Source organism: Terrisporobacter vanillatitrophus (assembly GCF_051148895.1).
Lineage (GTDB): Bacteria > Bacillota > Clostridia > Peptostreptococcales > Peptostreptococcaceae > Terrisporobacter > Terrisporobacter vanillatitrophus.
Map to the genome: position 1 here is coordinate 1,827,401 of NZ_CP154625.1, position 12,832 is coordinate 1,840,232.

Annotated in this window: 14 protein-coding genes; 11 read left to right on the forward strand and 3 right to left on the reverse strand. The window is 29.2% G+C overall.

Annotation, left to right across the window (positions count from 1 at the left end; translation table 11 throughout):
- Window positions 1–30 precede the first annotated feature (30 nt).
- Window positions 31–603, reverse strand: a complete 573-nt coding sequence (locus TVTCOM_RS09225; RefSeq protein ID WP_434799529.1) for a 5-formyltetrahydrofolate cyclo-ligase — start codon at window positions 601–603, stop codon at window positions 31–33.
- Window positions 604–817: 214 nt separating this feature from the next.
- On the opposite strand from TVTCOM_RS09225, the gene TVTCOM_RS09230 reads away from it, so the two are divergent.
- From TVTCOM_RS09230 to TVTCOM_RS09280, 11 genes are all read left to right on the forward strand, one after another.
- Window positions 818–1,846 carry an iron-siderophore ABC transporter substrate-binding protein gene (locus TVTCOM_RS09230; RefSeq protein WP_434799530.1) on the forward strand — a complete coding sequence of 343 codons (1,029 nt, stop codon included), beginning with the start codon at window positions 818–820 and terminating at the stop codon, window positions 1,844–1,846.
- A 24-nt stretch (window positions 1,847–1,870) separates the two neighbouring features.
- Complete coding sequence (locus TVTCOM_RS09235) at window positions 1,871–2,869, forward strand: FecCD family ABC transporter permease (protein WP_434799531.1); 999 nt, start codon at window positions 1,871–1,873, stop codon at window positions 2,867–2,869.
- A complete protein-coding gene (locus TVTCOM_RS09240; RefSeq protein ID WP_434799532.1) occupies window positions 2,866–3,894 on the forward strand; it encodes a FecCD family ABC transporter permease in 1,029 nt (342 codons plus the stop codon). The genes TVTCOM_RS09235 and TVTCOM_RS09240 overlap by 4 nt, the downstream gene beginning before the upstream one ends.
- Window positions 3,895–3,896: 2 nt before the next feature.
- The gene (locus TVTCOM_RS09245; protein ID WP_434799533.1) at window positions 3,897–4,703 is read left to right on the forward strand and encodes an ABC transporter ATP-binding protein; all 807 of its coding nucleotides are present in this window, start codon (window positions 3,897–3,899) and stop codon (window positions 4,701–4,703) included.
- 246 nt (window positions 4,704–4,949) lie between these two features.
- On the forward strand, window positions 4,950–6,875 hold the full coding sequence (locus TVTCOM_RS09250; RefSeq protein WP_434799534.1) for an OPT family oligopeptide transporter: 1,926 nt from the start codon (window positions 4,950–4,952) through the stop codon (window positions 6,873–6,875).
- On the forward strand, window positions 6,865–7,212 hold the full coding sequence (locus tag TVTCOM_RS09255) for a PqqD family peptide modification chaperone (protein WP_434799535.1): 348 nt from the start codon (window positions 6,865–6,867) through the stop codon (window positions 7,210–7,212). Before TVTCOM_RS09250 ends, TVTCOM_RS09255 begins: the two co-directional genes overlap by 11 nt.
- 360 nt (window positions 7,213–7,572) lie before the next feature.
- The gene (locus TVTCOM_RS09260; protein ID WP_434799536.1) at window positions 7,573–7,782 is read left to right on the forward strand and encodes a hypothetical protein; all 210 of its coding nucleotides are present in this window, start codon (window positions 7,573–7,575) and stop codon (window positions 7,780–7,782) included.
- 82 nt (window positions 7,783–7,864) lie between these two features.
- A complete protein-coding gene (locus TVTCOM_RS09265; protein WP_434799537.1) occupies window positions 7,865–8,116 on the forward strand; it encodes a hypothetical protein in 252 nt (83 codons plus the stop codon).
- A 137-nt stretch (window positions 8,117–8,253) separates the two neighbouring features.
- A protein-coding gene (locus TVTCOM_RS09270) for an IS3 family transposase (protein ID WP_434796322.1) occupies window positions 8,254–9,647 on the forward strand; the annotation gives its coding sequence in 2 pieces (ribosomal slippage) (window positions 8,254–8,713 and window positions 8,713–9,647; 1,395 coding nt in all).
- Between the two features lie 702 nt (window positions 9,648–10,349).
- Window positions 10,350–11,405 (forward strand): Fic family protein, encoded by a 1,056-nt coding sequence (locus TVTCOM_RS09275; RefSeq protein WP_434799538.1) that lies wholly within the window; start codon window positions 10,350–10,352, stop codon window positions 11,403–11,405.
- Window positions 11,406–11,706: 301 nt separating this feature from the next.
- On the forward strand, window positions 11,707–12,042 hold the full coding sequence (locus TVTCOM_RS09280) for a YcxB family protein (RefSeq protein WP_434799539.1): 336 nt from the start codon (window positions 11,707–11,709) through the stop codon (window positions 12,040–12,042).
- A 41-nt stretch (window positions 12,043–12,083) separates the two neighbouring features.
- Here the strand turns inward: TVTCOM_RS09280 and TVTCOM_RS09285 are convergent, their stop codons facing one another.
- Window positions 12,084–12,263 carry a hypothetical protein gene (locus tag TVTCOM_RS09285; protein ID WP_434799540.1) on the reverse strand — a complete coding sequence of 60 codons (180 nt, stop codon included), beginning with the start codon at window positions 12,261–12,263 and terminating at the stop codon, window positions 12,084–12,086.
- 313 nt (window positions 12,264–12,576) lie between these two features.
- A complete protein-coding gene (locus TVTCOM_RS09290) occupies window positions 12,577–12,702 on the reverse strand; it encodes a hypothetical protein (RefSeq protein WP_434799541.1) in 126 nt (41 codons plus the stop codon).
- Window positions 12,703–12,832: the final 130 nt, after the last annotated feature.

The window sequence follows — 12,832 nt, forward strand, 5'->3', positions numbered from 1 at the left end:
AGTCCCTTTTACTTTTGGGAAAATTAGAATTTATAGATGAATAAATGAATCATTTGTAATGATTCCATCTATTCTTACATCAGAGTTTTCCATGGGAACACGGTCTACTACTTGAAGCTGATATGCTAAAGCAATTTTTTCAACCCTTTTGCTCATTTTCGTAAGAAAACGGTCATAAAATCCTGCCCCATATCCTAGTCGTCCTCCCTGCCTATCAAAAGCTACACCAGGCATGAGTATAAGATCTATATCACTACTATCTGCTGCAGAACAATTTTCCGATGGTTCTAATATGCCAAAATAACCAGTTTTTAAATCAGACAAACTGTTAATTCTAAATATCTCTATACCCTTTTCTTTTGATTTGATTTTCGGTACATAAATAATTTTATTATCATTTAACGCTAGGCTTATTATTTGATGAGTATTTACTTCACTACCAAAACTTACAAAAGTAAATATAATATTGGAGTTTATATATGATTCATTGTTTATTATTCTTTTAAATACTTCTTCATCCCATTTTTTTCTTGTATCTATGTCTACTGCATCCCTTTTTTCAAGAACGAGCTTTCTAAGTGTTGTCTTGCTAAGCAAATCCATGTGACCAACCTCCACTCTTATGTTTCCAAATTCAAGTACTAATATTCTACTAAAATTGTATCAAATATCTCTTATAAATAATGTGATTAAGTGCAAAAATTTATCTCATATTTGAAAAATAATATTTACAAGATTATAAACTGATGATAGAATGATAATTAGATGTAACTGATAATGATTATTATTCATAAAAAACCAAATGAAGGAGATACATATGAAATTTAAGAAGCTAGGCTCTATTATTATTGCTTGTGCATTATTAATTACAGGATGCACAAGTGCAAAAACTCAAGGTGAAGGAGGAACAACTTCACAAACAAATAGTTCTGTATCATATCCAATGACAATTAAACATGCATATGGAGAAACAGTAATAGAAAGTGAACCTAAAAATGTTGCAACAATAGCTTGGGGAAATCATGATGTTCCTTTAGCATTAGGCATTGTTCCAGTAGGAGTATCAAAAGGAAATTATGGTGAATTAGATAAAAATGGTTTATTACCATGGACAGCAGAAAAATATAAAGAATTAGGTGTAGAAAACCCAGTGGTTTATGATGATGTGGATGGATTAGATTATGAAGCTATAAGTGATTCTAACCCAGATGTTATATTAGCTGCTTACTCAGGAATAACACAAGAAGAATATGATTTATTAAGTGAAATAGCTCCAGTTGTAGCATTCCCTAAAAACGCATGGCAAACATACTGGCGTGAACAAATAACTATGAACGCTAGTGCAATAGGTAAAAAAGATGAAGGTGATGCATTAGTTAAAGAACTAGAAACATTAATAGCAGAAAAATCTGGTGAGTATTCAGATTTAAAAGGAAAAACAGCAGTATTTTGTTACTTTAATCCAGCAGATTTAGGTAAGTTTTATATATATCTTCCGGCAGATCCACGTGCTGCATATTTAACTGATTTAGGATTAGAGTTCCCAGAGAGCTTAAATAAGTTAGCAGAAGATGAAACTAGTTTTGCTGTTGAAATGAGTGCGGAAAACATTGATCAATTAAAAGATGCAGATATTATAGTAACTTATGGAGATGACAAATTATTAGATTCACTACAAAAAGATTCTTTATTAGGTACAGTACCAGCAATAAAAAATGGATCAGTTGCTCTTATAAAAGATGGATCATCATTAGCGGCATCTTGTACTCCTAGTGCATTATCTATTCCTACAACAATAGATGAATATTTGAAGATAATTGGAGAAGCTGCATCTAAGGTAAAATAATTAGATACGCAGTTATAAAATAAAATGAAATTATCAAAAACGATAGGAATATATTTAGTTAGTTTTATTCTTCTTGGTATTTGTATACTTGCTTCATTAGCATGGGGTTCAAGACATGTGGAATTTAGTCAAGTGATAAATGCTTTAAGAGATAGTAGTGATGTATCTTTCAATGCATTAGTAGTTCGTGAACGTATACCAAGAACAGTTTTTAGTATTATTGCAGGGGCTTCTCTTGGAATATCAGGAGCCCTTATGCAATCTATTACTAGAAACCCAATAGCAGACCCAAGTATTTTAGGAGTAAATACTGGTGCATCTTTGTTTGTTGTAGCTGGAATTACATTCTTTGGCATAAATACAGCCAATGAATACATATGGTTTGCACTTGCTGGAGCAACTATAGCAGCTGTTTGTGTATATGCTATAGCATCTATTGGAGCTGGAGGAATAACTCCAATAAAACTTGCCCTGGCAGGTTCGGCAATTAGTGCAATTTTATCATCTTTAGTTAGTTTGCTTATACTTCCACGTGCTGATGTTATGGACGCTTATAGATTTTGGCAAGTGGGAAGTGTAAGTGGTGCAACATGGGAAGGTATATATGCTATATTACCATTTCTTGTTATAGGGCTAATTATAAGTATAATAGCCACACCTGCTCTTAATGCTTTGGCATTAGGAGATGAGGTGGCTACTGGATTAGGTGTAAACACAGGACTTGTAAGAATAATATGTGCAATAGCTGGTGTCATATTATGTGGGGCAACTACTGCTATTGCAGGACCAATTGGATTTGTAGGGCTTATGATACCTCATACTATACGTCTTATTTTTGGTGGAAATATGAGAAGTATAGTTCCCATGTCAGCTGTGGGAGGGGCCATACTTTTAACAGTTTCAGATGTTATAGGAAGATTAATTGGTAGCCCAAGTGAGCTTGAAGTTGGAATTATTACAGCATTTTTAGGAGCTCCAATTCTTATTATTATAGCTAGGAAAGCGAAGGTGAAAAGCATATGATAGAAAATACTCAAAGTATTATTAAAAAAGGTTATCATCAAAGAAGAACTCGTATGATAAGTGTAACTATTATACTTGCAGTATTAACAATATGTCTTTGCACCATGATGCTTATATATGGTAATACTAATTATTCTTTAAATGTGGTTTTTAAAGTTCTTAGCGGAGAAAAGATAAAAGGAGCATCCTTTGCCATAGCTACCCTTCGTTTACCAAGAATGCTTTGTGCACTTTTAGTTGGGATATCATTTGGCATAGCTGGAAATACATTTCAAACAATGCTTAGAAATCCACTTGCAAGTCCAGATATTATAGGTGTAACTTCAGGTTCTAGTGTTGCAGCAGTATTTTGTATATTAGTACTTCATATGAGTGGACCTAGTGTATCCATAGTTGCTGTTATATCAGGTCTTGTAATATCAGTACTTATATATTTATTGTCTAATGGCTCAAGTTTTTCAGGTAGTAGATTAATACTAATTGGAATAGGAATACAGGCAATGCTTAATGCTGTTACATCATTTTTATTACTTAAAGCAAATCAATATGATGTTGCAGGTGCACTTAGATGGTTAAGTGGTAGTTTAAATGGCATGACTATGAAGAATGTACCAAGTTTATTTATTGTTGTGGCTGTATTTGGAACTATTATTCTATTTTTAACAAAATATCTTCAAGTTTTAGAGCTGGGAGATGAATTTGCCACTACGCTTGGTATTAAAATGAATTTAGTTAGAATTATATTAATTTTAAGTTCAGTATTTTTAATTGCTTTTGCAACTTCAACTACTGGGCCCATAGCATTCGTTGCATTTTTAGCAGGTCCAATAGGATCTAAACTTGTAGGAAAAGGAGCACCAAATGTTATATCATCAGCTTTAGTTGGCGCTTTGTTAGTACTTGGTTCAGATATGATTGGTCAATTTGTATTTAGTACCAGATTCCCTGTAGGTGTGATTACAGGAATTTTAGGAGCACCATATATGCTATTTTTATTGATATGTATTAATAGGAGAGGAGAATGATAATGAACAAGAAAGAACAATCATTTGAAGCTAAAAATATAGTAACGGGATATGATAAGAAGATTATAATTGATGGCATAGATTTAAGCATTCCAAGTAATAAAATTAGTGTTATTATAGGATCAAATGGGTGTGGAAAATCAACTTTATTAAAAACACTTGCTAGATTAATTAAACCTGTTTCAGGAGATATTGTTATTGATGGTAAAAAAATCACTGCAATGCCTTCTAAACAGTTGGCACAAGTTTTAGGGTTACTTCCTCAATCACCAGTAGTTCCAGAAGGTATAACTGTTTTGGATTTAGTTTCAAGAGGTAGATTCCCATATCAAGGCTTTTTCAAAGGTATGAGTAAAGAGGATTTTAAAGCTGTAGAAGAAGCCCTTGAAATAATGGGAATATCAGAACTTGCTAATAGAAGTGTAGATGAGTTATCGGGAGGACAACGTCAAAGAGTTTGGATTGCCATGGCTCTTGCACAACAAACAGATATACTTCTTTTAGATGAACCAACTACTTATCTAGATATTTCTTATCAAATAGAAATTCTTGATTTACTAACAGATTTAAATCATAGAAGAGGAACAACAATTGTAATGGTACTTCATGATATAAATTTATCTGCTAGATATGCAGATTATATATTTGCTCTTCGTAAGGGTAAGTTAATTGCACAAGGTAGTCCAGATCAGGTTATAACATCAGAGTTAATTGATACAGTATTTGGATTGGACTGCCAGGTTATAAAAGATCCAGTATCACATTCACCCTTTATAATTCCAAAGGGAAGACATTATGTTAATGCATAATAAAAAAAGGATTTCTAATAAATAAGATGGTTTCTGCAGGGCAGGAATCATCTTATTTTAGTTTCAAGATTACTCTATCATATAATTTGTGAAAAGACTTAAAAGTGTGAAATTTAGGGGAAATAGAAAAATATAATATAGAAAATAAAAATATTTAAAAAATGTTTTTAAATTTAAAAAATATATCAAAATTTACATAATTATGCTATAATTGATAACGATTAGAAAAGAAAGGAAATAATTGATATGAATAAGAAATTATCAAAAGAGGCTTATGGTGGTGTTCATGGTAAAGATTATGTACCATATATAAACGATAAGTCAAAAAAAGGTACAAACCTTGCAGTATTAGTAATTGGTATTATACTATCTGCTTTATTTGCAGCATCTACAGCTTACTCTGGTATGAAATCAGGGTTAACAGTCGCAGCAGGAATTCCTGGTGCTATAATAGGTTCAATGCTTATAGGAGTATTCGCTAAGTCAAAAGGTATACTTGGGAAAAACATAATCCAAGGTATGTCAAGTGGTGGAGAATCTATAGCAAGTGGTATGATTTTTGTATTACCAGCAATTATCCTTATAGGAAGTGAAATAACATTCTTAGAAGGATTAGTAGTAGGTGTAGGAGGATGTTTATTCGGTATAGGATGTTCATCATTAGTTTACAACTACTTAATAGTAGAAGAACATGGAAAACTTATGTATCCAGAGTCAATGGCCATATCTGAAACTCTTGTTGCTTCTGAAGGTGGCGGAGATGCTATCAAGTTCATGGGAATAGGTTTTGGAATAAGTGGTATTATAAATGTTTTAACAGGATCATTTTTAAATGTAGTTAACAACACTATGACATTCTTAGGAAGTAAGTTCTACAAGTGGAAGTTCTCAATGGAAGTAAATCCTTTATTATTAGGTATAGGATTCATAGTTGGATTAGAAGTATCTTTAACAATGTTTGCTGGTTCTATATTATCTAACTTTGGTATTGCTCCATTAATCGGTTACTTCACTGATATGGCATCTAACAACATGAATTCATGGAATGATGCATCAATGGTTATAAACCAAATGGATGTAAATGCAATATCTAGCAGTTATGTTAAATACATAGGAGCAGGTATGATGCTTTGTGGTGGTTTAATAGGAGCAATAAAGCTTATACCAACAATAATTGTTTCTGTAAAAGAAACTTTAAATGCAAGATCTGCTAAAGACGGAAGTTCTGAAGGTAGCTCAGGTGAAATGTTAATACTTATAGGTGGTATGGTTATAGCATTCGTAGCTGCATTCATGATATCTGGAAGTGTAAAAATGGCAATAGTAGGAGCAATAGTTTCTTTAATATTATCATTATTATTCGTAATAGTTGCAGGGCGTTTAACTGGTACAATAGGAACATCTAACCTTCCAGTATCAGGAATGACAATAGCTTCATTAGTTATATTAACATTAGTGTTTGTTGTGATGGGATGGACTAGCAATGCTGATAATAAGTCATTATTATTATTTGCTGCATTCATGGTTGTTGCAATAGCAACAGCTGGAGGATATACTCAATCTCAAAAAGTTACTTATGTAATAGGTGGAAATAAGAAAGAAATGCAAAACGCATTTGCAATAGCTTCTATAGTAGGTGTTGTTGTTGTTACAGGAACAATAGTATTACTTGCTGATCAATTAGCTGTTACAGGAGTAGATGCACAATTTGCCCTACCTCAAGCTAACTTAATGTCTACATTAACTTCTGGTATAATGTCAGGAGATTTACCATGGGTTATGATAATAACTGGTGTAGTTATGGCTTTATTCTTATTCTTATTAAACTTACCAATAATGACTATAGCTATAGGATTCTACTTACCAATATCAACAACTTCTATAATATTAGTTGGAGCATTAATACGTGTATTCGTTGAAAAAATGTGTAAAGATGTTGCTGAGAAAGAAATCAGAGTTTCTAACGGTATAAGTTTATCTTCAGGATTAGTTGCTGGTGGATCTATAATAGGTCTAATAGGTATAATCTTACAAGTATCTGGAGTTATAACTCCTAAAGTTCCAACTGGATTCGCGGCTGGAAACATGATGGCACTAGTAATATTAGTTCTATTAGTTATAGCTACAACTGTGGCAATAATGGCATCTAAAATTAAGAAAAATGAAAACTAATCAAGAAGTTTTAGATATTGTTTATAAAATTTGCGATAATATTGAATATGAAGTAAATGAAGATAAAGTAGTTACTATACTTGAAAAACAAGACCATAAGATTCAAAAGCTTTTTAGAAAACTAAAGTTTAAAATTCCTACTCATAAAAAAATTGAACTAGATGAATACAGTAGTGCAGTATTTTTAGAAATTGACGGTGAAAAAACAGTTAAAGAAATAGGAAAAAAACTTGAGGTTAAATTTGGAGAGAAAGTAAATCCACTTTATGAAAGGTTACTACTTTTCCTAAATCATATAGAAGTAAATTGCAAATATGTAGAAAAAACTAATAACTAATAAAAAAACTTGAATATTAGATATTGACATAGATAGGTATAAACTATATTCAAAATTAAGACCTATGGAACAAAGTTATATGTTCCATAGGTTATTTTTATTGTCAGAATATTTTAATATTTATCATTTTAACTTGGGAGTTTAAACATGAAAGATGAAAAAGAAACAAAAAGTTACAAAATAAATTGACGATTTTTAAGAATTAAAAAAAGGGGTATTAATAAATAGAATAAAATAGTTGGAAATAAAAATTGCTAGAATTTTAGAAATCGAATAAAAAATAGACACTATAAAAGAAAATATATAGTATGTGTTGATCAAAATAAAAAATAGTAATAGAAAATAGAAGGAGGAGAGATAATGAGAAAAATAAAAGAAGGTAACGTAATATATCTTATACCAAAGGATAAAAATACAATGGATTTGAGATGTAGTGAGTGTGGAGTTGTTAAAAATGAACTAGATATTACAGTAGAGGTTGATAAGGTAAGTAATAGAAAGGTGTATAAGTGTGAATGTGGTTGCAAAACATTTACACCACAAATGGATTTAGAAGAATACTACATATAATTACCAAATATGTGAAAAAAGGAAGTTATTAAATGAGTAAAATCTATAAAAAGTTAGAATAAAAAATGCACCTACAAAAAATGTGGGTGCATTATTTATGTATGGTGTGAAAAATAAATATAAGTACGAAAAAGAAATTGAAAAGCTGTTTGAGCGTGTAGGTAATTGTGATAATCCACAATTATGTAATAATGCAAAGTCATTATTAATTTTTAGATACATAGAAAGAGAAGAGTATGATAGTGCACAAAAACTTATTGATACCTTACCTAATATCTCAATTAATAAAAATCAAATACAATCTAAGTTATATATTATTTATGGATGGATTTAATAAGCTTTTATATAGGGATTATAATTGCTGTAATAATAGATGAATTTTTGAATTATACTAAGTAAGTGAAAGGGGTACACAAAAATGTACTGCGCCCCAATTGTTGGACCAAGATTCTAACGATTGGGGTGTTTTTTATGGTTAAATATAATTACGACTTTAAATTAAAAGTTGTAACAGCATATTTAAATGGAGAAGGTGGGTATAAATCAATAGCAAGGCAATATGGAATTCCAAACATTTCACAAATTCAAAGATGGGTGAGTGTATATAAGTCTCTTGGTAAAGATGCATTAAAAACAAAGAAAAAGCAGACTTCTTATCCTGTACAACTTAAACTTGATGTTGTAAACTATATGATTATAACTAAGTATAGTGCACAAGAAGTCGCTAACCATTTCGGAATTAATAATAGTACACTTGTATCAGCATGGATGCAGAAATTTTCAAATGGTGGTGTTGACGAATTGTCTAAAAGGAAAGGAATGCCACCTATGAATAAAAATAAAAAAGAAGAAAAACTAACAAGAGAACAAGAATTAGAACGTGAAAATGAATTACTAAAAGCGGAGCTTGCTTTTCTAAAAAAGCTGCGTGCTTCAGGGATGAATATTCCAGAAAGGTTAAAAACAAATACGAAGCAAAAATAATCTATGATCTTCGTAAAGAATTTAAATTATCTATTATCCTTGAAGCTACGAAGTTTCCTAAATCAACATATATGTATTGGCAAAAAAGATTTGAAGATGAAAATCCAGATGAAGAACTTGAAGGAAAAATCAAAAAAATCTTCAAAGATAATGACAAGAATTATGGCTATCGCCGAATTACATCTACATTAAAAAATTCTGGTATTGTTATTAATCAAAAGAAAGTTAGGAGACTTATGAAAAAACTGGAGCTTAAGTGTATATCATTTTCTCATAAATCACGTAAGTATAATTCATATAAAGGTACAATTGGAAAAGTAGCTAAAAATAGAATTAATAGAAGATTTAATACATCAATTCCACATCAAAAGATAACAACTGATACAACGGAATTTAAAATATATGAAACTAATAAAAACGGTAGATTAACTATAAAAAAAGCATATTTAGATCCATTTTTAGACATGTTTAATGGTGAAATTTTATCATATAGTTTATCAGAAAGGCCAGATTTCAAGTCTGTAAATTATGCTTTGGATGAAGCTATTATTATTACAAGTGACTGTCCTTATCGAAGAACTTTTCATTCAGATCAAGGATGGATATATCAAATGAAGCAGTATACAAATATACTTAAAGATAATAAAATATTTCAAAGTATGTCTCGAAAAGGAACATGCCTTGATAATTCTCCCATGGAAAATTTCTTTGGCATAATTAAACAAGAAATGTATTATGGAAAAATCTATAGAAGTTTTGAAGAGTTAGAAATAGCAATAAAAAAATATATTAACTATTATAATAATGAAAGAATTAAGGAAAAATTAAACTGGAATAGTCCAGTAAATTATAGAATGAAATATGAATTAAAAGCTGCATAAAATAAAAATACTGGAATGAAACATCACTCCAGTATAAAGTCCAACTTTTGGGTCTCAGTACAAAATGTGTATCCCTTTTAGCTTTTTTGACAATGATAGCAAGACAAGTCATTGGAAAGTTTTAGTCATCTAACAAAGATCAATACAATTCTTGCTTTAATACATATGATGCATTTCAAATGCTAAAGCATAGTATTGCCTTATATAACGCTTGTTATAAAAAAGAAAAAGATATTAAAAAGTTAACCCTTGTAAATTGTGTGTGGGAGCTGGATTTTATAAATAGTCTCTCTACATTATCAAAGAAGAAATATAGTAGCACACTTAAAAATGAGCATGATGAGTTTCATGTATTTTATAAATCTATGCAACCTGTAAAGGTATAGGAAGTATTGCAACTGATGCAGTAAATGTTTAACAAATATTTATATGTTAATTGGTGAAAGAAATTTTTTAGATACGATAGATAGTGAAGATATTGTATTTATGTATAGAAAAAATATCTTTATGAATGTACTTGTGAGTTTGCGTACCTTGAATATCAAGCAAAAGAATATGAACAGTTGGAAAAAGAATGAAATCAGAGATAATAAGATTATTTATAAAACTAGCATAAGACCAGCTTTTATTTTACCCAAAATAAATGTATAATCAAATTATATAATAAGTAATTAATATATAATGGATGAAAGGATACAAGTTATGAATGAATATAAATTGGGTCTATACGCTGATGATAATACAGAATTATATTATAGACAGACAATAGAAATAAATAATTTAGTGGATATGTTAAACACGGTAAAGCTAGAAGTAAAGCCTGGTATAGATATAAAAGAGACATTGGAGCTAGAATCGATATATTCCAGTGAAGTTGAAGGTTATTTTACAACTAGAAGAGAATTATCCAAATTTATAGAAGGAAAGCGAAACCCATCAACTAAAGATGAAAAAGCTGTATATAGTAATTATCTAGCTTTAAAATATGGATTAGAAAGCAAAGAAAGTCCATACTCTAAATCGTTTATACTAAAACTAAATTCAATAATACTAGATGAAGCAGTTAAGGACTATAGAAAAGAGCCTGTTGATATTGTAAACAGACGAGATGACATAGTTCATGAAGGATTACCTTACAATAATCTAGACAAGTATATGAATTCATTGATGGACTTTGCTAAAAAGAATTCATTAGATCCACTTATAAGTGCAATTGTAATACATTTTTACTTTGTCTACATACATCCATTTATAGATGGTAATGGAAGAACTGGCAGAGCATATTCATATCTTTATTTAGTATCCAAGGGGCTGAGTAATTATAATTTATTCTCAATATCCTATATGTTGCCAGATAGACGAGCTAAATACTACAATCATCTGAAAACTATTGAGACAAATGGATTTGATTTAACTGAATTTATTGCCTTCATGCTACGTGTAATGATAGATGGTTTTGAAGATATAGAAAGTAAATATAATTTAATTAATATTATTTCTAATGTTAAAAGAATTTACAGTGTGTTTAAGCTAGAATATACTGATTTAACAGAGACTATGTTGAATTTTATATATACTAAAGATAATTTTAATAAGGATAAGTTTTATAAAAAAATAAGAAGTAAATTTATAAAATCAGGATATACAGATGAAAGACTACAGATTGAAATAGATGAGATACTGGATACTTTAGTTAAATATAATGTAATAGATGAAAATTATAGAATAAATAAAAATTTAACTACAAAAACATCATAATTTACATTAAGAACTTGTTAATAATTTATAAACTATTGAACATAATTTATAATATAACTAAATATGTTATAATGATTAGAGCTCTGGAAACCTTCGAGGACCAGGGCCTTTTTATGATAACTAGGCACCACTGTGATAATTACTTTTTTGTTTACAAGTGCAATTATTTACTATATTTTCCATTTAAATTATAATCTATTAGATAATAAAGCTAAAAGGGGGGAAACATGAATTATAGCAAATTATTTACAGTGAAAATCAATTTGATTTAATAGGGCTTGTATATTATTGGATTATATTAATGATTGTAGTAATTTTGGTTACTATATTAAAAATTGAAATGAAATTTAAACGAATAATAAAGACTGATAAAACAGGATCATTGAATTCACAAGAAGTATTAGACTTTTACGAAGATTTTTTAATAGTAAAAAGTAAAGTATTTGAAGGAGAGATAAAAGTTAAATATGCTCAGTTTTATGAAGTGTTTGAGTCAAAGGATTATTTTATAACTTATTTAAATGCTAATAAGGCAACCTTAATAAGAAAAAAAGATATGGAAAGTGAAGTTATTGATAGTTTAAGGTCTTTATATATAAAAAATCTTACAAACAAATATAAAAGAGTAAATATATAAATTTATATTGGATTTTTTAATTCGTAATATACTAAAATTGTTTACTCCCTTTTAAATATAAAATTAGTTATAGTGCCTAAAATTAAAGCTGGTATTATAGCTCCTATTAATATACCTATTACAGGAGTTAATGATAACTCTAATAATTGAATTATAAATATAACCGAAATAATTAAATAAAATAATATATAATCTAATTTTCTGAATTTTGAAAAATTCATCTTATCTCCCTCCATTTTATTTCATATTATATAACCATTGCACTTTTATATTTATGTAAAATAATCAGCCATTAATTATTTTGAAATTTATTTGACATTTTACTAAAATTGTTTATTTCTTTTTAAATATAAGATTAGTTATAGTCCCCAAAATTAAAGCTAAAATTGTAGATTCTACTAATTTATCCCACTAGATTTTATCTCTTTTTATACAATAAGAAAATATAGGAGTACATGGTCCTGTCCCTTGTTTCATAATATATTAAATTTGAGAATGTATTATTCTGTTCAATAAAAAAGAGATTTATTAGACTTATTTATTAGACTTCAGTTTTTTATATAAATAAAGTCCTCCTCCTATAATCACTATACATACAGCTATATAAATAAAACTTGTAGATATCCCAAATGCATTAGTAGTACTAGTAGTTAATTCCATATTACATCACTCCTTTTCTATTTACAATTTGTATTAATGACTAATTTAATTATAGAAGAATGTTTATTAAAAAAGTGTCCACCAAAACAAATGTTTTGGCGAAATTATAAAATAATTATAATATTTATTT

Coding starts and splice junctions, on each gene's coding strand:
- TVTCOM_RS09230 (WP_434799530.1), top strand. CDS start 818: ATGAAATTTAAGAAGCTAGGCTCTATTATTATTGCTTGTGCATTATTA.
- TVTCOM_RS09275 (WP_434799538.1), top strand. CDS start 10,350: ATGAATGAATATAAATTGGGTCTATACGCTGATGATAATACAGAATTA.
- TVTCOM_RS09290 (WP_434799541.1), bottom strand. CDS start 12,702: ATGGAATTAACTACTAGTACTACTAATGCATTTGGGATATCTACAAGT.
- TVTCOM_RS09240 (WP_434799532.1), top strand. CDS start 2,866: ATGATAGAAAATACTCAAAGTATTATTAAAAAAGGTTATCATCAAAGA.
- TVTCOM_RS09235 (WP_434799531.1), top strand. CDS start 1,871: ATGAAATTATCAAAAACGATAGGAATATATTTAGTTAGTTTTATTCTT.
- TVTCOM_RS09285 (WP_434799540.1), bottom strand. CDS start 12,263: ATGAATTTTTCAAAATTCAGAAAATTAGATTATATATTATTTTATTTA.
- TVTCOM_RS09255 (WP_434799535.1), top strand. CDS start 6,865: ATGAAAACTAATCAAGAAGTTTTAGATATTGTTTATAAAATTTGCGAT.
- TVTCOM_RS09260 (WP_434799536.1), top strand. CDS start 7,573: ATGAGAAAAATAAAAGAAGGTAACGTAATATATCTTATACCAAAGGAT.
- TVTCOM_RS09250 (WP_434799534.1), top strand. CDS start 4,950: ATGAATAAGAAATTATCAAAAGAGGCTTATGGTGGTGTTCATGGTAAA.
- TVTCOM_RS09225 (WP_434799529.1), bottom strand. CDS start 603: ATGGATTTGCTTAGCAAGACAACACTTAGAAAGCTCGTTCTTGAAAAA.
- TVTCOM_RS09245 (WP_434799533.1), top strand. CDS start 3,897: ATGAACAAGAAAGAACAATCATTTGAAGCTAAAAATATAGTAACGGGA.
- TVTCOM_RS09280 (WP_434799539.1), top strand. CDS start 11,707: ATGATTGTAGTAATTTTGGTTACTATATTAAAAATTGAAATGAAATTT.